The organism is Virgisporangium aliadipatigenens (assembly GCF_016863615.1).
In the GTDB taxonomy this organism is placed as follows: Bacteria; Actinomycetota; Actinomycetes; order Mycobacteriales; family Micromonosporaceae; genus Virgisporangium; species Virgisporangium aliadipatigenens.
The window spans coordinates 53,653-72,115 of record NZ_BOPF01000031.1 but is presented as its reverse complement, the minus strand read 5'-3'; the positions used below and the strand labels follow the sequence as shown (position 1 = coordinate 72,115).

At 74.1% G+C, this 18,463-nt stretch carries 15 protein-coding genes; 7 read left to right on the top strand and 8 right to left on the bottom strand.

The features are described 5' to 3' along the window. Positions 1 to 37 precede the first annotated feature (37 nt). From Val02_RS33720 to Val02_RS33685, 8 genes are all read right to left on the bottom strand, one after another. A complete protein-coding gene (locus Val02_RS33720) occupies positions 38 to 2,227 on the bottom strand; it encodes a serine/threonine-protein kinase (protein WP_239153536.1) in 2,190 nt (729 codons plus the stop codon). After that, positions 2,224 to 3,390, bottom strand: a complete 1,167-nt coding sequence (locus Val02_RS33715) for a hypothetical protein (RefSeq protein ID WP_203903321.1) — start codon at positions 3,388 to 3,390, stop codon at positions 2,224 to 2,226. Before Val02_RS33715 ends, Val02_RS33720 begins: the two co-directional genes overlap by 4 nt. Beyond that, the gene (locus Val02_RS33710; RefSeq protein WP_203903320.1) at positions 3,387 to 4,367 is read right to left on the bottom strand and encodes a glutamate ABC transporter substrate-binding protein; all 981 of its coding nucleotides are present in this window, start codon (positions 4,365 to 4,367) and stop codon (positions 3,387 to 3,389) included. Before Val02_RS33710 ends, Val02_RS33715 begins: the two co-directional genes overlap by 4 nt. Then, on the bottom strand, positions 4,364 to 5,665 hold the full coding sequence (locus Val02_RS33705) for a GlnX family signal transduction membrane protein (protein ID WP_203903319.1): 1,302 nt from the start codon (positions 5,663 to 5,665) through the stop codon (positions 4,364 to 4,366). Before Val02_RS33705 ends, Val02_RS33710 begins: the two co-directional genes overlap by 4 nt. Positions 5,666 to 5,731: 66 nt before the next feature. Next, complete coding sequence (locus Val02_RS33700; RefSeq protein ID WP_203903318.1) at positions 5,732 to 9,058, bottom strand: error-prone DNA polymerase; 3,327 nt, start codon at positions 9,056 to 9,058, stop codon at positions 5,732 to 5,734. Next, positions 9,058 to 10,623, bottom strand: coding sequence for a DNA polymerase Y family protein (locus Val02_RS33695; protein ID WP_203903317.1), 1,566 nt, complete (start codon positions 10,621 to 10,623; stop codon positions 9,058 to 9,060). Before Val02_RS33695 ends, Val02_RS33700 begins: the two co-directional genes overlap by 1 nt. Beyond that, a complete protein-coding gene (imuA', locus tag Val02_RS33690) occupies positions 10,620 to 11,528 on the bottom strand; it encodes a DnaE2-dependent mutagenesis accessory factor ImuA' (protein ID WP_203903316.1) in 909 nt (302 codons plus the stop codon). The genes Val02_RS33695 and imuA' overlap by 4 nt, the downstream gene beginning before the upstream one ends. Positions 11,529 to 11,573: 45 nt before the next feature. Next, entirely contained in the window at positions 11,574 to 12,125 is a 552-nt protein-coding gene (locus Val02_RS33685; RefSeq protein WP_203903379.1) for an SAV_6107 family HEPN domain-containing protein, read from the bottom strand. A gap of 388 nt (positions 12,126 to 12,513) precedes the next feature. Between Val02_RS33685 and Val02_RS33680 the strand changes: the two genes are divergently transcribed. The 7 genes from Val02_RS33680 (at position 12,514) to Val02_RS33650 (ending at position 18,417) form a co-directional block, all read left to right on the top strand. Continuing rightward, positions 12,514 to 13,419, top strand: a complete 906-nt coding sequence (locus tag Val02_RS33680) for an EamA family transporter (protein ID WP_203903315.1) — start codon at positions 12,514 to 12,516, stop codon at positions 13,417 to 13,419. 26 nt (positions 13,420 to 13,445) lie between these two features. Then, the gene (locus Val02_RS33675) at positions 13,446 to 13,934 is read left to right on the top strand and encodes a YbaK/EbsC family protein (RefSeq protein ID WP_203903314.1); all 489 of its coding nucleotides are present in this window, start codon (positions 13,446 to 13,448) and stop codon (positions 13,932 to 13,934) included. Positions 13,935 to 13,988: 54 nt separating this feature from the next. Next, entirely contained in the window at positions 13,989 to 14,597 is a 609-nt protein-coding gene (locus Val02_RS33670) for a monooxygenase (RefSeq protein WP_239153544.1), read from the top strand. Between the two features lie 23 nt (positions 14,598 to 14,620). Continuing rightward, the gene (locus Val02_RS33665) at positions 14,621 to 15,160 is read left to right on the top strand and encodes a GNAT family N-acetyltransferase (protein WP_203903378.1); all 540 of its coding nucleotides are present in this window, start codon (positions 14,621 to 14,623) and stop codon (positions 15,158 to 15,160) included. Next, the gene (locus Val02_RS33660; protein ID WP_203903312.1) at positions 15,157 to 15,870 is read left to right on the top strand and encodes a carotenoid biosynthesis protein; all 714 of its coding nucleotides are present in this window, start codon (positions 15,157 to 15,159) and stop codon (positions 15,868 to 15,870) included. The genes Val02_RS33665 and Val02_RS33660 overlap by 4 nt, the downstream gene beginning before the upstream one ends. A 2-nt stretch (positions 15,871 to 15,872) precedes the next feature. Further along, entirely contained in the window at positions 15,873 to 16,955 is a 1,083-nt protein-coding gene (locus tag Val02_RS33655; RefSeq protein ID WP_203903377.1) for a glycosyltransferase family 2 protein, read from the top strand. A 70-nt stretch (positions 16,956 to 17,025) separates the two neighbouring features. Then, positions 17,026 to 18,417, top strand: a complete 1,392-nt coding sequence (locus Val02_RS33650; RefSeq protein WP_203903311.1) for a phytoene desaturase family protein — start codon at positions 17,026 to 17,028, stop codon at positions 18,415 to 18,417. The last annotated feature ends 46 nt before the right edge of the window (positions 18,418 to 18,463 follow it).

The window sequence follows — 18,463 nt, the reverse complement described above, 5'->3', positions numbered from 1 at the left end:
CCGGGACCGAGCTCGGCCCGACAGGCCACACACGCGCTCATACCCACGTCCGGGGCCGAACGGCGTTGGCGCGGTCCACCAGTTCGATCCTGGCCGGCCGGTCCTGCACCTGCGCGGCGAACTCCCGATACGCCTTCTCCAGCGCCACCCGCACCTCCCGATCGGCCCGCGGCTTCTTGTCCAATGTGGACTGGAGCAGGGCCACCTGCCACCGCGCCCGGTTGTACGGGTCCAGCCGCACGGCCGCAAGACGCCGCCCCGCGGCGACCGTGTCGCCACCGGACAGTTCGATCCGCACGGCGGCCAGTTGTGCCGCGACCCGGTGGCTCGAATTCTCCGGCACCTCGTCCAAAGTGGACAGTGCGAGCGTTCGTTGGCCCAGGGCGACCCGCGCCCGCGCCAGCCCGAACGCCGCGCTGACGAACGAGCGGTCCACCCGCCAGACCCGTTCGTAGCGGCGGGCGGCCGCACCGGCGTCGCCGGCCAGCTCGACGGCGACGCCGAGGGCCAGCCGCACGGCCGGTTCGCCGGGCACCGCGTCGTACACCGCGTCGAACTCCCGCACCGCCGCCGCGATGTCCCGGGCGGCCAGCGCGATCAGCCCGCGGTAGTACGGCACCCGCCACTCCAGCGGGTCCAGCGCGTCCAGTTCGGCCCGCGCCGTCGCCGGGTCGCCGGCCTCCGTGCGCGCCAGTGCCAGCGCCAGCTTCGCCGAGATGCCCGGCAGGTCCTGGTCGCCCAGCGCGCGCACCACGTCGGCCGGCTCCGCGCCCACCAACGCGGCCAGCAGCGGCGTGCTCGGATCACCCGGGTCCGGCAGCGGCAGCGGCAACGCCGCCAGCAGCGAGGCCGGCTCGGGCGAGGGCAGCAGCGCTCCGGCGCCCAGGTCGATCGGCACCCCCGACGCGTCGCCGTCGGACGGGTCGTCGGTGCCGAACGTGCGCCGTTCCGGCGTGAAGTACGTCGACAGCGCCGCCCGCGCCTGCCCGTCGGCGGCCGAGAGCACCTCCCGCAGCACACCGGTCACCTGGTCGACGAGGTCGGCCGCCGAGCCGAACCGGCGTGCGGGATCGCTGTGCGTCGTGCGCCGCAGCAGCCGGTGGTACGACTCCTCCTGCGCGAACAGCGGCACGGCCGACACCGGCGGCAACGAGTACTCGTAGGTGCTCGTGAAGCCGGAGAAGTCGAAGCTCAGCACCGCCATCGAACGGCCCACGGTGTACAGGTCGGTCGAGACGTCCGGCGCCTCCACACCGATCTCCGGCGCCTTGTAGCCGGGGGTGCCGTAGATCGCGCTCTCCTGGTCGTCGGCGCGGCGCACCCCGCCGAGGTCGATCAGCTTCAGCTGTTCCTCGGCCTGGATCACGTTGTCCGGCTTGAAGTCGCAGTAGATGAGGTCGCGCCCGTGCAGGTAGCCCAGCGCCGGCAGGACCTCCAGCGCGTACGCCAGCACCTGGGGCAGCGGCAGCGGCCCGCCGGCGGCACGGCGGTGATCGAGCGCCACGTCGCGCAGCGAACGCCCGCCGATGTACTCCATCACGATGTAGCTGACCGGCACGCCCGTCTTCGGATCGGGGTGCTCGACGAGGTCGTGGATGGTGACGATGTTCGGGTGGCTGACGCTGACGAGGAAGCGGCGTTCGGCGATGGCGGCCAGCGCGGCGTCCGGGTCGCCGGTGTCGATCAGGCCCTTGAGCACCACCCAGCGGTCGGCGACGGTGTCGCTGACGTTGGTGTCGCGGGCCAGGTAGATCCAACCGAGCCCGCCGTGCGCCAGGCAGCCGAGCACCTCGTACCGGCCGCCGACGCGGTCGCCGCCCTTGAGCCGCGGTTCGAACGAGAACGGGGTGCGGCAGCTCGGACAGAAGCCCTCGGTGCGGCCCGGCTTGCCATCGCGGGAACGGCCGACCGGGCTCTCGCAGCGGCCGCAGAAGCGGCGCTTCTCCGGGACCTCGGGGTGGGCCATGACGGCGCTCGCCGGGTCGCGCAACGGGACCGGCGGCACGTCGACCATGCCGGCGCCGAGGCCGCCGCGCGCGGTGCGCCGGCCGGTGGATCTCGATGACGAGGTCCCGGTCCGCTGCGAGGCCCGGCTCGACGAGGTCGCCGGTTGGGTGGACGCGGACAGGACGGCGGGCGCGGCGGAACGCTGGGCGCCGCACTCGTCGCAGAACCCGTCGGCCGCGTAGGTACCGGTGCAGTCCGGCTCCTGGCACTTGTCGTTCACCGCACGCTCCCCCGTCTCCGTTCGCTGTCGGCGAGCACCTGCTGATAGCGGGCGAGGGCCCGGGTGGCGGCGGCCAGGTCGCACGGCCGCACGCTCAGCAGTTCCCGCACCTGGGTGTGGACCTCCACGACCGCGGGCTCCTCGGCCGCGCCGACCCGCGCCGCCTTCACCTCGTAGGCGCGCAGCCGGCCGCGCAGTTCCTCGCGCCGGTCGAGCAGGCCCTGCGCCGCGGTCGTGTGGTGCAGCGCCGCGTCGTGCGCGGCGACGACCTCGCGTTCGACCCGGTCCAGGCCGGCCGCGAGCCGCTCCCAGCTCTGGCCGGCCGCCAGGCGGTCCAGGTGGGTGATCTCGGCGCGCAGCTCGTCGGCCCGGGCCGGCGGCTCGGGCAGCCCCTGGGCCAGCGTCTTCTCCCGCGCCGTGCGCCCGGCGGCGGCGGCCCGGCGTTCCGCCTCGACGAGTTCGTCGAGGGCGCCGTGCAGTCGCCCGAGGCGTTCCGGAAAACCGTCCCGCACGGCCCCCAGTCCCGAGACCCGCCGCTCCTCGGCGTCCAGGACGGCGCCGACCGACTCGAGGTCGGCGGTCACCTCCGCGCCGAGCGGGTCCGCGGCCACTTTCGCGTGAACGTCACCGAGCAGCGCGAGCGCCCGCCGCCACGCCTCGGTCTCGCCGAACTCGGTGATCGGCTGCCGCAGCCGGAGGATCCGCTCCTGCAGCGCGTTGACCCGTTCGGTCTTCGCGACGGCCTCGGCGTCCACAGTGGACAGGAACTGGGTGAGTCCCCGGTAGCGCGCCTGCACCAGCTCCAGCAGCTCCGGCACCGTGCAGAACAGCGTCGGCGTGCCGGTCTCCGGCACCGGCACCCCGTCGTCGTCCAGCCCGACGAGCGCCTTGGCCAGCAGGGCGGTCAGCTCCGCCTGGGCCGCCGGCCGGGGACGGCCCGGCCCGCGCAGGTCCCGCGCCCGGGTCACCAGCACCCCGAGGTGCGTGAACGCCGTCCACAGGCGCGGCAGCTCCGGCTCCAGCGCCCGCCACCGCTCGGCCGTCACACCGGCCACCAGCGGCGAACGGCACAGCGTCAGGCCGGGGTGCGCGTCCAGGTCGTACATGCGCACGGCCAACTGGTCGTACGCGTCGACCATCGGGTCGACGTTCGGCGCCGTCATCGGTACCGAGCTTGCGGCGGGGTGGACTTCTGGTTCAGCACCGGCTCGTAGGCGCCCATCCATCGACGGTAGATGCCCGTCCACGTTCCGTCCGCCCGCATCCGTTCGAGGACCTGGTTGACGAAGCGCGTGAAGTCCGGCTTGTCCAGCGGCATCGCCAGCCCGTGCGGCTCGTCGGTGAGCGCCGGCCCGACGATCTCCACGTGCGGGTCCTGCGCCACCAGCCCCACGAGGATGTTGTCGTCCGTGGAGATCGCGTCCACCTGGCCCTGCTGGAGCAGCACGAGGCAGTCCGTCCACGACGTGGCCGACACCGCGAGCGGCTGTGCCGGATGCTCGAACACGGTGCGGATCGAGGTGGTGTCGGTGACGGCGCAGACCTTCTTCCCGCGGAGGGAGTCCATCCCGGTGTAGCCGGAGCCCTTGCGCACCAACACCTTCTGCGCACCCGTGAAGTAGTCCGAGGAGAACTCCACCTGCTGCCGGCGCTGGCAGGTGATGGTGATCGAGGCGGCGGCGATGTCGGCGCGGCCCTGCGCGACGGCGTTGAGACGTTCCGCCGAGGGAACGGAGATGTACTGCACGCGGTCCGGGTCGCCGAAGATGGCCCGGGCCACCTCTCTGGCGATCTCCACGTCGAACCCGACGAGCTGGTACGACCCGGGGTCGCGGAACCCGAAGAGGTAGTTGTTCTGGTCGCTGGCGACGATGAGCCGGCCCCGCTTGAGGATCGTGTCCATCGTGGAGCCGGCCGGCATGGCGCCCGCGGCGGGCAGGGCACCCTCGGGGCGCAGGCTGGCCCGCGGGTCGCAGCCGCCCGGTGCGGGCGCCGCCGCGGAGGGCCGGGGCGCCGGGTCGTGCGCGCCGACCGGCATCGGCAGGCGCGCCTTCACGGCCGGCTCCGGTGCCGGCTCCCCGCCACCGCACGCGGTCAGCCCGAGCAGGGCGATCAGGACCATCGACAGCGTTCGCCTCATCGATATTCTCCGATCCGCTGCTGGAGCCCGGCCGCGGCACCCGCCGCCCCGAGCAGGGCCAGCAGCATCGCGCCGACCGCCACGAACCGCCACGGCACATCCGCCCCCGCGGCCTCCCGGCCGAAGCGGCGCTGCGCGTTCTCCAACAACTGGCCCAGCATCTCGTCGAGCCGGGTGAAGTGTTCCGTGGCGGTGCCGGGATCGGTCCCGACGGCGAGGCGAACGGCCTGGGCGTAGTCCCCCTCGTCCTCGGCGGCGCGCATCCTGCGGTGCGCCTCCCACCAGTCGCGGGCGGCCCGCGCGGCATCGGCGAGCACCCGCCCGTCGGCGCTGGAACGATCCGCCGCGGCCAGCACCGGCGCCGCCCGGCCGAGCAGCCCGCTCTTGCCGTCCTCGCCGACCAGTTCGGCCATCCGGCTGTTGTAGTCCTTCTCGAACTCCTGCCCGCTCCCGCGCGCCACCAGCGCCAGCGCCTCGTCGGCCCGCGCCTGCAGCGCCACCACCTGCGCCTGCGCCAGCACCGAACCGGGGAACGACCCCCGCGCGTGGCTGGCCGACAGGTCGCCGGACGCGGCGATGTCGCCACCCACGAGGAGGCCGCCGGTGAGCAGCACCGCGAGGGTCGCCGCCACCAGCCCCCGGTTGAACACCCGGTTGGTGCGCCGGAACAGCCGCCGCTGCACGAACAGCAGCAGGCCGAGCGTGACGACCAGCACGATCAGGCCCCACTCCTGGGTGGCACCGGCCGCGGAACGGTCGGCGCCGAGCTCGGCGCGCCGCTCCCGGGACAGCTCGAACGCCGCCGGCAGCAGCGTGTCGCGCATCAGCCCGGACGCCTCGCGCAGGTACGCGGCCCCGAGCGGCAACTGCTGCCGCTGGTAGGCACGGGCCTTCTCGACCAGTCCGGTGTAGACGGGCAGCTGCGCGGTGAGCACCTCGACCTGCGGCCCACCGCCGCCGTCGGCCGCCGCCCTGCGCAGCGCCGCCGAGGCGGTGGCGATGTCGTCGTCGTAGCGGGTGCGCAGGGCCGGCGGCTCCACCCCGGTCGCCAGGAACGCCGCCGCGACGGTCGCGTCCGCGTCCGACAGCGCCCGGTACAGGCGCAGCGCGCGGTCGGCCGCCGGCCCGTCCTCGGTGGCCACCTCGTCGGCGAGGGTGCTGCGCTGGCCGGCCGCGACGGCGACCACGATGCCGCTGAGCAGCACCATGGCCGCGACGGCGACGAGTGCCAGGAACAACTGTCCGGGTGTGCGTCCGGCCGCGATGCGCAATCGGCCGGACGGCGCGGGCCTCGTCATGACCGTCACCGACCACCTCCCCGTTGTGTAACGGCAAGGGTAGAGCGGCGGGACAACGCAAAGGGGTCACCGGAAGTCACGGGAAGATGTACGCGTCGGGAGATTCAGCGGCGCCAGATGGTCGGCGCGAAGGTTGAGCACCCCCTCGACCTTCTCCAATATGCCGCGCACCACCATCGCGTTGGACAGCCGCGCGACCCGCCGGTGCCGCTGCCACAGCCCCGGTGAGCAGGTGACGTTGAGCATGCCGGTCTCGTCCTCCAGGTTCATGAACGTGATGCCGCCAGCCGTCGCCGGCCGCTGCCGGTGCGTGATGATCCCGCCGACGAAGACCCGCCTGCCGTGCTCGATCTCGTGCAATCGTTCGATGGGCAGGATTCCGCCGGACGTGAGGTGTTCCCGGACGAACTGCACCGGGTGCGCGTCGGGCGCCAGGCCGGTCGCCCACACGTCGGCGCGCATCCGTTCGACCGGATCCATGCCGGGCAGCGTCGGCGCCTCGACGCCGGTGGCCGTGCCGGGCAGCCGGCCCGCCTTCTCCTGCGCGGCGGCGCCGGCGCCCCACAGCGCCTCCCGCCGGGTGAGCCCGAAACAGGCGAAGGCGTCGGCCGTGGCGAGCGCCTCCAGGTGCGTCGCGGTCAGGTCCGCGCGCCGCGCGAGGTCCGCCATGTCCCGATAGGGGCCGCCGTCGTTCCGCTCCGCTTCGATCCGGTCGGCGACCGCATCCGAGAGGGAACGCACGGAGCGGAGCCCCAGCCGCACCACCGGCCCGCCGATCCCCCAGTGCTGGGCCGGCTCCCCCGCTCCGTTGCGCGCGCCGCCGGGCTCCACGGGCGGCTCCAGCACGGCCATGGCGTTGCTGGCGTTGACGTCGGGGCGGCGCACCGTCACGCCGTGCCGGCGGGCATCGTCCACAAGGGACTGTGTCGAGTAGAAGCCCATCGGCTGGGCGTTGAGGAGCGCCGCGCAGAACGCCGCCGGGTGGTACCGCTTCAGCCACGCCGACGCGAACACCAGGTAGGCGAAGCTCATCGCGTGGCTCTCCGGGAAGCCGTAGTTGGCGAAGGCGGCGAGCTTGTTGAACAGGTCGTCGGCGAGGTCGCCGGTGATGCCGTTCTCGGCCATGCCCGCGTAGAGGCGGTCGCGGATGCGCCCCATCTTCGCCATCGAACGCTTCGAGCCCATCGCGCGGCGCAGTTCGTCCGACTCGGCGGGGCTGAACCCGGCCACGTCGATCGCCATCTGCATCAGCTGCTCCTGGAACAGCGGCACGCCCAGGGTCTTCTTGAGCGACGGCTCCAACTTCTTGTGCGGGTACCTGATCTCCTCGAGCCCGTTCTTGCGCCGGATGTAGGGGTGCACGGAGCCGCCCTGGATCGGCCCCGGCCGGATCAGCGCGACCTCGATCACCAGGTCGTAGAACTTCGTCGGCTTCAGCCGGGGCAGCGTCGCCATCTGCGCCCGGCTCTCCACCTGGAAGACGCCCACCGAGTCGGCGGCGCACAGCATCGCGTACACCTCCTGGTCCTCCAGGGGCATCGTCTCGATGGTGTACTCGCACTCCACCATGTCGAACGCGTAGTGCAGCGCCGACAGCATCCCCAGCCCCAGCAGGTCGAACTTGACCAGCCCGACGCTCGCGCAGTCGTCCTTGTCCCACTGGAGCACGGTGCGGCCGGGCATCCGGGCCCACTCCACCGGGCAGACGTCGACGACCGGCCGGTCGCAGATGACCATGCCGCCGGAGTGGATCCCCAGGTGCCGCGGGAACGTCTGCAGCTCGTTCGCGAACGCGATGATGTGCGCCGGAATGTCCTCGGTCTCCGCGGTCGCCTGGTATCCCCAGCGGTCGATCTGTTTGCTCCACGCGTCCTGCTGCCCCGGCGAGTACCCGAACGCCTTCGCGATGTCGCGCACGGCCGAGCGCGGGCGGTACGAGATGACGTTCGCGACCTGGGCGGTGTGCCGGCGGCCGTACTTGGTGAAGACGTGCTGGATGACCTCTTCGCGCCGGTCGGACTCGATGTCGACGTCGATGTCGGGCGGCCCGTCGCGTTCGGGTGAGAGGAAGCGCTCGAAGAGCAGGCCCCACCGCACCGCGTCGACGTTGGTGATGCCGAGCGCGTAGCAGACCGCGGAGTTCGCCGCCGAACCGCGCCCCTGGCAGTAGATGCCCTGCTCCTTGCAGAACGTCACGATGTCGTGCACGACGAGGAAGTAGCCGGGGAAGCCGAGCTTGTCGATCATGCGCAGCTCGTGCTCGATCATCTTGTACGCCTCAGGGTTCTCCTCCCGCGTGCCGTATCTGCGCCGCGCGCCGGTCATCGTCAGGTGGCGCAGCCAGCTCATCTCGGTGTACCCCGGCCGCTCGAACGGCGGCAACTGCGGCGCCAGCAGTTGCAGGTCGAACGCCAGCTCCCGGCCCAGCGCGTGGGCCCGCGCCACCGCCCCCGGGTACGCGGCGAACCGGGCCGCCATCTCCGCGCCGCTGCGCAGGTACGCGCCGGCCGCCGCGGGCAGCCACCCGTCGATCTCGTCGAGGCTGCGCCGGGCCCGGACGGCGGCCAGCGCGGTCGCCAGTCGCCGCCGGGCCGGCGTCGCGTAGTGCACGTTGCCGGTGACGACCGTCGGCAGGCCCTTCTGCCTGGCCAGCAACGCGAGGGCGTCGTTGCGTTCGTCGTCGTCCGGGTTGCCGTGCGCGGTCAGTTCGACCACCACCGAGTCGGCGCCGAAGAGCCACACCAGCCGGTCCAGTTCGCGCCCGGCGGCGTCCCAGCCGTCCCGCGCCAGGGCGGCGGGCACCGCGCCCTTGCGACAGCCGGTCAGCACGACGACGTGGTCGCGCAGGGTCGCGCTGAGGAAGTCCTCGTTGTAGACCGGCTTTCCCTTCTCCTTGCCTTTGAGGTGGGCGTCGGCGATGCCGCGCGACAGCCGGGCGTACCCGTCGGCCCCGCGCGCCAGCAGCAGCAGGTGCCGGCCGACCGGGTCGGGTTCGCCGTTCTGCGGGCCGGGCAGGCCGAGCGACAGCTCCGCGCCGAAGACCGTCGGCAGGCCCAGCTCCCGGGCCGCCTCGTTGAAGCGGACCACGCCGTACATGCCGTCGTGGTCGGTGACGGCCAGCGCGGAGAGGCCGAGCGCGGCGGCCTGCTCGGCCAGCTCCTCCGGGTGGCTGGCGCCGTCGAGAAAGCTGAAGTTGGTGTGGCAGTGCAGTTCCGCGTAGGGCACCGGGTCGTCCGGGCGGTCGATCGCCTCCGGCGCGCGGTACCCCGGCCGTTTCCGGGAGAACGCCGGTGAGTCCCCGCCGTCGGCCACCAACGGGTCCTCGACGAGCGGCTTCCCGGACAGCATCCGCTCGAACCGGTCCCACGGGATGTCCGGATTCTCGAACCCCATCAGTCGTACACCGCCGTCACCGACCAGTTCCCCCGGGCCAGCACCGCCAGCACCGCCCGCCCGTCCGCCAGCACGAACTGGAACCGCGCCGCCCGCTGCGCCTCCGCCGGCGCCCACCAGCGTTCGTCGATCGGCCACGGGCCGGCCCATCCGGCCACGGCCACCGGCGGGTCCGCCCCGATCCGCAGCTGCGCCGGCGGTGCGCTGACCGCCAGCCGGCCGCTGACCGCGACGGCCACGCCGCCGTCGTCGTACACGGCCGCCGGCAGCGGGTCGGGAAAGACCGTCGCCGGTGCGGGCGCCGGGATGCGGCCGGGCCACGGGGGCTCGGCGGGGCGTTCGGGGACCGGCTCGTCGCCCCACGGCACGAGCGTGACCCGCTCCCCCGGATCGCGGCCGCCGCTCGGCACGCCCACCCGCACCGCGTCCGGGCCGAGCAGCCCCTGGACGCGGGTCATGGCGCGGTCGGCGCGGTCGCGGTTTTCTCCCGCGTCGCCCCACAGGCCGAGCTGGAGCCCACCGGCGGGGACGATCCCGTCCGGGATGAGCCGCAGCCGCGTGATCCCGGCGGTCGGCCCGCCGCTCGTGGCGGGTGCGCCCGGGGCCGGGCGGTGGCGATTCGTGAGCCAGCCGTCCAGCTGCCAGCGCACGCGGTCGGCGATGGCGGCCGCCGTGAGCAGCCCGTCGTGCCGCCACACGCGGTGCAGTTCCTCGCCGGCCTCGGTGCGCGCCTCGATGCCCAGGCGGGTGCAGGCGAGGCCGTGGCCGGCGAGCGTGGCGTGGAGGCGTTCGGCCAGCGCGCGGGCGGCGAACGCGGCGGAGTCGACCCGGTCGAGCGGCTCGTCGGTGAAGTCGTCGGCGACGTCGAGGTCGGGCGGGAGGCGTTCGGGGCGCAGGGGGTGATCGTCCAGCCCGGCCGCCAGCCGGTGCGCCAGCGCGCCGTCGAACCCGAACCGGGCCAGCACGTCGGCCGCCGGCAGCGCCGCGAAGTCGCCGAGCGTGCGGACGCCCAGCCGGCGCAACAGCTCGACGAGCGCGGGCCGTCCCGTGGCGGCCACGTCGAGCCCGGACAGGTAGGCGGCGGTGCCACCCGGCTCGACCAGCCGCCCCGCCCGCGCGGCCAGCACCGCGGCGAACACCCCGTCGGCGATCCCGATCTGCGCCTCGACCCCGCAGGCCTGGGCGATGTGCTCGACGAGCCGTTCGGCCGCGGGCTCCTCCCCGCCGTAGTACCGCGCCGGCCCGCGGGCCGCGACCGCGCACACGCCGGAGCGCACCACCTCGACGCTCGGCACCAGCTCGGAGACGGCCGCCACCACCGGCTCGAACGCCCGCGCGTCCCGCCCCGGGTCGTGCTCCACCACGACGACCTGCGGGCAGCGCCCCTGCACCTCCCGCTTGCGCAGCCCGCGGCGCACCCCTTCGGCCCGCGCGGCCGGCGAACACGCGAGCACCCGGTTGTTGCGCAGGACGGCCACGGGGCCGGTGGCCGGCACACCCTCGGTCAGCTCGAACGCGATCACCGGCCAGTCCGGACACCAGATCGCCAGCGTCCGCACGCTCATCCGGCCGCCCGTGGCCGGAGCTCGTGCACCGTCGCACCGTCCACAGTGGAATCACTGTCCACAGTGGACACACCCGGCGGCTCGGCGCCGGGAACCGGCCGGCGGGCGTCCAGCTCGATCGGCGACGCGATCTCCCCCATCGGCCCGAGGTCGGCGAGCACACCCGTGGGGCGCGGCAGCCACAGGTGGGTGAGCCGGGGCGCCGCCGACGCACCCCGCCCGCGGGCGGTGATGCTGACCTGCCGGCCGCGCAGCCGCCCGTGACCGTCCTCGATCCCGTGCCACACCGGGTCGGCGGCCTCCAGCGTCAGGTCGGCCCCGTGCCACGGCCCGAACGGCACCAGCACCCCGCCGCGCTGCCGTGCCCGGGCGGCCAGCCGGCTCGCGACCGCCGGCGTGACACCGGCCGGAGCCGCCACCGCCACCACGTCGAACCCGTCCAGCAGCGCCGCCACCACGGTCGGCCACTCGGCACCGGGATGCGCCACGAGCGCCAGCCGGTCCAGCGCGATGCCCAGCTCGGCGGCGGCCGCCACGCCGAGGGTCGGCAGGCCCACGACGGCACACCACGAACCGGCCCGCGACGCCTCGACGAGCAGCGCCAGCAGCACGGAGGTCGCCACCGGGAGCCCGGCCACGGCCCGCTGCGGCCGGACCCCCGCGCCCGCCCGCGCGGCGGCACCGCCGATGGGCCCGGCGGCGGAGGGGGCGGTGGAGGAGGTGGAGATCCCGACGGTGGTCCCCCGGCGCAGCCCGCCGCCGGGCAGCAGGGGACGCAGCTCGGGCAGCACCGGCAACTGCCGCTGACTGCCCAGCTCGTCGGTCGTGTGCGCGCTGCCCGGGCGGACCAGGCCGGTGAGGCCCGCCTCCCGGACGACCCGCATCGACGCGGCACTGCCCCCCATCGCGCCCTGCTCTCGCGGTCCCGCCGTGGATCTGTGCTGAACGAACTAGCTCGCGGCGAGCCCCTCCAGATAGGGCTGGTACGAGAACCCGAGCCCGACCTCGACCACGGCGATGAACTGCTCGGCGGAGCGCATCAGGTCGTCGGCCTCCCGGGCGGTCACCACGCGGGGGATGCCGGCCTCGGCGGCGGCGCGCTTGCCGGCGGTGGCCGAGAAGAACGCGGCCCACTCGCGCAGCTCCGGCGCGACCATCACGAGCAGCGTCCACACGCTGGTGGGCCGGCTGCGCCGGACGCCGGGCGCGGGGGTGGCGCGGGCGGCGAGCACGGCCGCGGCGGCCCGCAGCGCGGAGAGGTGCGCGGTGGCGTACCGCAGCCCGTCGGGGCGCATCGCCGCCGCCTCCTCCAACCCGCGCCGGGCCATGGTGAGCAGCTCGCGCGGGGTGCGCTGGGGCAGCGCGTGCGCCGGAACGGGCAGCTCCTGGCGTGCGGAGACGCCGGGAGCGGCGGCCGGGCCGCCCGCGGGGAACCGGCCGGAGCCGGAGGTCGGTGGGGTGGGTACGGCCGTCAGAGGTGCACCGGAGCGCCTGGTCGCCATCATCTCTCCCCTGTATTGCCTGAACCGCCGTCTTGCCTGCACTGCCGTCCTGCGTTGCCACTCGAAGCGCCCCGCGGCGTGCCGGCCGGGAGCGGAGCTTCCCCACACCACGCCCGGCCGGCCAGACCCTCGCCCGCCGCCCGGGGGTCGGGGGAGGCGGGCAAGGGTCCCGCTTGTCGACCGGACCCGCGAAAATCCGGCCTGCGGCCGCGAACCGCATCCTCGAAGGTCGGCGCCGCGAATCGCTTCCCTCCAAGGTGTTCGAACAATCGTTCGAACACGCATAAGACTACACCCCCGGTACGACAAAAACGCAACGCAGACTCGAACGCCCGTACTATGGATCTCCACGCGTTCGGCCGGTAAGGGGCATCGCTACGATCCGGTCGTGACTCCCCGGCCCTCGCTCGGCATCGCGATGATCATTTGCTCCGCGAGCCTGTTCGCCGTGAACGGCACGATGGCCAAACTGCTCCAGCAGACCGGGGTCGACGCCGCACAGGTCGCCACCCTGCGGGCCGGCGGCACCGCCCTGGCACTCGGCGGGGCCGCGCTCGCCGTGCGGCCGCGCAGCATGCGGATCACCCGCCGGGAGGCGCCGATGCTCGCCTGCTACGGGCTGGCCGGGTTCTTCCTGGTGCCGCTGCTCTACCTGATCGCGATCAGCCGCATGTCGGTCGGGATCGCGCTGCTGCTGGAGTACATGGCGCCGGTGTTCGTGGCGCTGTGGGCGCGGTTCGCGCAGGGCAGGGAGGTGCGCCCGCGCCTGTGGGTGGGGCTGGCCCTCGCCGTCGGCGGGCTGGCCTGCGTGGCGCGGGTGTGGGGGCGGCCCGACCTGGACCTCGTCGGCACGGCCGCGTCGATCGCCGCGGCGGTGCTGCTCGCGGCGTGGTTCGTGCTCGGGGCGCACGGCACCGCGCGGCGCGACCCGTTGAGCCTGACCGCGTGGGCGTTCATCGTGGCGGCGATCGCGGGTGCCGTCGTGCGGCCCTGGTGGGACTTCCCGGTGGCGCACTTCCGCGAGAGCCGGACCCTCCTGCTCACGCTGTACGTGGTGTTCCTCGGGACGACCGTGCCCTACTTCATCCTCACCGCTGCGCTGCGTCACCTTCCCGCTACCAGCGTCAGCATTCTCTCGATGCTCGAGGTGGTGATCGCGTCGGCCGTCGCGTGGGTGGCGCTGGACGAGGCGCTGCCGCCCGTTCAGCTCGCGGGCGGGGTGCTCATCCTGGCGGGCGTCGTGCTCGCGGAGACGGCGCGAAGGGATACACCCGTCACCACAGCCGTCACGTGACGCGCGCAGGGGGCAGGATTGTGCCCATGCAGGACCACCCCAATGTTCTGGCCGTTCAGGACGCGCTCGACGCCGCCGGTGCCCGCACCGTCGACGGCCGGCCGTCCCGGGTCCGGATCCTCCCCGCCGCCGTGAGCACGGCGGTCGCCGCCGCCGCGGCGCTCGGGGTGGAGGTCGGGCAGATAGCGAACTCGCTCATCTTCGACGCCGACGGTGAACCCTTGCTCGTCCTCACCTCCGGCGCACACCGCGCCGACACCACGAAACTCGCCGCCCTCGCCGGGGTGGCGAAGGTCAAACGGGCCGCGCCCGACTTCGTCCGCACGCACACCGGCCAGGCCATCGGCGGGGTCGCGCCGCTGGGCCACCCCAAACCGGTGCGCACCATCGTCGACTCCCATCTGGAGACGTTCCCGGTGCTGTGGACGGCCGGTGGCGTGCCCCAGTCCGTCTTCCCCGTGACCTACCCCGAACTCGTGCGCATCACCGCCGGCACGACGGCCGAGGTGGCCTGACCCTTGCAGGTCACGCTCGACGTCTGGCGGCTGCGGCCCCGTGTGCTCCCGGCGATGCTGTGGCGGGTGGCCACGGGGCCGGCGGCCGTGCGCCGGGCTCATGACGTTCCCTTCATGAAAATGCTGGGGACGGGGCGGGGATCCGGTTTCGGTCCGCGGTCGGCGGACCTCGGCCGGTGGGCGGCGATCACGGTGTGGAACGGCGAACCGCGCCCGCACGCGGCCGTCGACCGCCTGGCGGCGGCGCACTGCCGGCTACTGCTCGACCCGCTCACCAGCCACGGCCGATGGTCCGGTCATGAACCTTTCGGCCGGCCGGCGAAAAAGCCCGACGGCGGCCCGATCCTGGTCCTGACCCGGGCCCGCCTGCGCCCGACGCGCGCGATTCCCTTCTGGCGCGCCATCGGGCCGGTCGCCGCGACGCTCAGGGATGCGCCCGGCCTGCTCGCCACGCTGGGTGTCGGCGAGGCGCCGCTGGGTTTCCAGGGCACCGTGAGTATCTGGGCCGACGCGGCGGACGTCTCGCGATTCGCGTACCGTACGGCCGAGCACGCCAACGTCGTCGCCGAGACTCAGGTCCGGCGGTGGTACGCGGAGTCGTTGTTCGCCCGCCTGGCCGTGCTCGACGTGGTGGGAGCACGCGAGGTGCTCGGCTGGAGGTGACGCGGGTGGGACTCGGTGCGGGAATGCGGCTCGTCGCCTGGCAGCCGCGCGACCTGATGCGCCACCTCGACGAGGCCATCACCGTCTACGGCGAGGCGATGGGCTACCCGCGCGACCTGATCGACACCCGCAAGGGCTACGTGGCCGCGCACACCCACCGGCCGGACTTCCGCGCCGTGGCCACCCTGCGCGACGGCGACGACCAGCTGCTCGGCTTCGGCTACGGCTACCGTTCGACGCCCGGCCAGTGGTGGCACGACCAGGTGGCCGGCGCGCTCGGCCGGGACCTGCGCAAGTGGTGGCTGTCGGACTGCTTCGAGCTGGTCGAGCTGCACGTCAAGCCCGACGCTCAGGGGCGCGGGCTCGGCGCGCGGCAGCTGTCGTCGCTGCTGGAGGACATTCCGCACCGCACCGTCGTGCTGTCGACGCCGGAGGCCGACGAGTCGAAGTCCCGCGCGTGGCGGCTGTACCGGCGCTTCGGCTTCGTCGACATCCTGCGCCACTTCAACTTCCCCGGCGACGAACGCCCGTTCGCGGTCCTCGGTCGACAGCTGCCCCTATGAGTTGGGCCCTCCTCGGGGCGCTCGTCCTCGTGGAGATCGCCTATCCGCTGGTTCCCGACCGGGATCCGCTCGTGGTGGCGACGGTGCTGCTCGGGTTCGCGCTCAGCGTCACGCACGCGTGGCGCACGCGCGGTTGGCGCACGGCCGCTCTTCTCGTGGCGGTCACCACCGGCGGCGGCTTCGCGGTGGAGGCGCTGGGCGTGGCGACCTGCGTGCCGTTCGGCTGCTACGGGTACTCCGGCGCGCTCGGGCCACGACCGGGCGGCGTCTCCTGGGTGATCCCGCTGGCGTGGACCTGGATGGCCTGGCCGGCATGGCTGGTCGCCGGCCGGCTGGTCGCCGGCTTCCTGCGGGTCCCCCTGGCCGGATTCGGGTTGGCGGCGTGGGACGTGTTCCTGGATCCGCAGATGGTCGCCGAGGGGTACTGGACGTGGGCGGACCCCTCCCCCGCACTCCCCGGTGTACCGGGCATCCCGGTGGGGAACTACCTGGGCTGGCTCGTCGTCGCGGTGCTGATGATGGCCTTCCTCGCCCGCGTCCCGCCCACGGAGTCCGATGACCGGCCGATGTACGCGCTCTACCTCTGGACGTACGCGTCGAGTGTGCTGGCGCACGCGGTCTTCCTCGACCTGCCCGGTTCGGCGCTGTGGGGCGGGGTCGTGATGGGGCTCGTGGCCGTTCCGCTGGGGTGGCGACTGTGGCGTTCGTGACGGTGATTTCTCTACTGAGCGTCGCGGTTACAGTGCACATCGTCGTGAATTCGTCGCTGCTGCGCCGCCCCGCACCCAGACCGTCCACAGTGGACACACCGGCCGACGTGGCCGTTCTGCTGCCGCTGCGGAACGAGGCGCACCGCGTCGAGCCGTGCCTGCGCGCACTGCTGGAGCTCGAGGGCAAGCCGGAGATCGTGGTGCTCGACGACGGTTCCACCGACGGCACGGCCCAACTGGTGCACGCGCTAGCCGGCGATCGGGTGCGGCTGCTGCTCGCCGCCGACGCGCTGCCGCCCGGCTGGCTCGGCAAGCCGTACGCCTGCCAGCGGCTGGCCGAGGCGGCGGGCGGGGCCGAGGTGCTGGCGTTCGTGGACGCCGACGTGGTGCTGGCGCCGGACGCGATCACGGCGTCGGTCGGCCTGCTGGACGGGTTCGACCTGGTGAGCCCCTACCCGCGGATCCTCGCCGACGGGTGGGGGCAACGCCTCGCGCAGCCGCTGCTGCAGTGGTCGTGGCTGGCGTTCCTGCCGCTGCGCGCGATGGAACGCTCCCGCCGCCCCTCGCTCGCGGCGGCCGGCGGCCAGTTCCTCGTGGTGCGCCGCGACGCCTACTTCCGCGCGGGCGGGCACGCGGCGGTGCGGGACCGGGTGCTGGAGGACGTCGAACTGGCCCGCGCGGTCAAGCGTTCCGGCGGCCGCATCGCCCTCGCGGACGGCTCGCGCCTGGCGTCCTGCCGCATGTACGCCACCTGGCCCGAACTGGTCGACGGCTACACGAAGTCGCTGTGGGCGTCGTTCGGGTCGGCGCTGGGTGCCGCCGCCGTGGTGGCCCTGCTGGCTTTGCTGTTCGTGGTGCCGTTGGGCGGCTGGGCGTTCGGCCCGGCGGCGGGCCTGATCGGGCTCGGCGGCTACCTGTCCGGGGTGGCCGGCCGGGTGGTGTCGGCCCGCGCGACGGGCGGCCGGGCGTGGCCGGACGCGCTGGGGCACCCGCTGTCCGTGCTGATCTTCGCCTGGCTGGTGTGGCGCAGCTTCCGCCGACGCGGCCGGATCCGCTGGAAGGGCCGCCCGGTGACGGCGCCATGATCGGTACCTTTGGCACGCCGGTGACACCACGGATCACCCTGGCGCCAAAAGTACCGATCATGGGGGTGGCATGAGGATCGCCGTTGTCGGGGCGGGGGTCGGGGGGTTGGCCGCCGCCGTCAGGTTGGCGGGGCTCGGGCACCGCGTGACCGTGTTCGAACAGGCGCCCACCGTCGGCGGGAAGCTCGGGCGCTTCGCGCGGGACGGGTTTCTCTTCGACACCGGCCCGAGCCTCGTGACACTGCCGCACGTCTTCGCCGATCTCCTGCCCGAACTGGAACTGCGCCGCCTCGACCCGATCGTGCGCCACCGCTTCCCGGACGGCTCCGTGCTCGACTCCGGCGACGGCTTCGCCGAACGGATCGGCGACGCGTTCGGAAGAAGTGCGGCCGAGGACTGGCAACGCCTGTGGCGCCGCGCCGCACGCGTCTGGGAGTCCTCCTGGCGCCACGTGCTGAGCGTTCCGCTGGAGTCCCCGCTCTCCATCGCCCGGCAGGGTTGGCGGCTGCCCGACCTGCTCGCCGTGGCGCCCGGCGGCACACTGCGCGGGCTCGGCCGGCGGATGCTGCGCGACCCGCGCCTGCGCATGCTGCTGGACCGCTACGCCACGTACGCCGGCGCGGACCCGCGCCGCGCACCCGCCGCCCTGGTCGCGATCGCCTACGCCGAACTCCACTACGGCGGCTGGTACGTGCCGGGCGGTCTGGGCCGCATCGCCGACGCGTTGCTGGCCAGGGCGGAGGCGGCCGGCGTGACCGTCCACACGGGAGTGTCGGTGACCGGCATCCGCCCGCTCGTGGCCGACGGCGTGCGGATCCCGACCGACGCCGTCGTCGCGAACGCCGACGCCACGCACGTGTACCGCGACCTCCTGCCCACCCCGAGCCGGCTGGCCCGCCTGAACGACCGCAGCCTGGCCGGGTTCGTGCTGCTGATGGGTGTGCGCGGGACGACGCCGGGCCTGGCGCACCACAACGTCTTCTTCCCGCACGACTACGACGCCGAGTTCGACGCGGTGTTCGGAACGCCCACCCGCCGGCCGCGCCCGGCGGCCGACCCGACGGTCTTCGTGACCGCGCCGGACGACGACGCGGTGCGCCCGGCCGGGCACGAGGGCTGGTTCGTGCTCGTGAACGCCGCCCCACAGTCCACTGTGGACTGGACGGTGCCGGGCACGGCCGAGCGCTACGCCGACCGTGTGCTGGACGTGCTCGCGGCGCGCGGGGTGGACGTGCGGGAGCGGGTGGCGTTCCGCGAGGTGCGCACGCCCGCCGATCTGGCGCGCGCCACGAACGCCCCGGGCGGCACGATCTACGGCACCGCCGGAAGCCTGCTCCGCCCGCCGAACCGGGGCCCGGCACCGGGCGTCTTCCTCGTCGGCGGCTCGGTGCACCCGGGCGGCGGGCTGCCGATGGTGCTGCTGTCGGCGCGCCACGTCGCCGAACTCATCGGCCCGGCCTGACACCGGGGTCTCAGGATCGCCGCGGGCCCTCGACGCGCGGCGGCCC

Coding starts and splice junctions, on each gene's coding strand:
- Val02_RS33660 (WP_203903312.1), top strand. CDS start 15,157: ATGAGTTGGGCCCTCCTCGGGGCGCTCGTCCTCGTGGAGATCGCCTAT.
- imuA' (WP_203903316.1), bottom strand. CDS start 11,528: ATGGGGGGCAGTGCCGCGTCGATGCGGGTCGTCCGGGAGGCGGGCCTC.
- Val02_RS33700 (WP_203903318.1), bottom strand. CDS start 9,058: ATGGGGTTCGAGAATCCGGACATCCCGTGGGACCGGTTCGAGCGGATG.
- Val02_RS33665 (WP_203903378.1), top strand. CDS start 14,621: ATGCGGCTCGTCGCCTGGCAGCCGCGCGACCTGATGCGCCACCTCGAC.
- Val02_RS33715 (WP_203903321.1), bottom strand. CDS start 3,390: ATGACGGCGCCGAACGTCGACCCGATGGTCGACGCGTACGACCAGTTG.
- Val02_RS33675 (WP_203903314.1), top strand. CDS start 13,446: ATGCAGGACCACCCCAATGTTCTGGCCGTTCAGGACGCGCTCGACGCC.
- Val02_RS33710 (WP_203903320.1), bottom strand. CDS start 4,367: ATGAGGCGAACGCTGTCGATGGTCCTGATCGCCCTGCTCGGGCTGACC.
- Val02_RS33705 (WP_203903319.1), bottom strand. CDS start 5,665: ATGACGAGGCCCGCGCCGTCCGGCCGATTGCGCATCGCGGCCGGACGC.
- Val02_RS33695 (WP_203903317.1), bottom strand. CDS start 10,623: ATGAGCGTGCGGACGCTGGCGATCTGGTGTCCGGACTGGCCGGTGATC.
- Val02_RS33685 (WP_203903379.1), bottom strand. CDS start 12,125: ATGGCGACCAGGCGCTCCGGTGCACCTCTGACGGCCGTACCCACCCCA.
- Val02_RS33650 (WP_203903311.1), top strand. CDS start 17,026: ATGAGGATCGCCGTTGTCGGGGCGGGGGTCGGGGGGTTGGCCGCCGCC.
- Val02_RS33670 (WP_239153544.1), top strand. CDS start 13,989: ATGCTGTGGCGGGTGGCCACGGGGCCGGCGGCCGTGCGCCGGGCTCAT.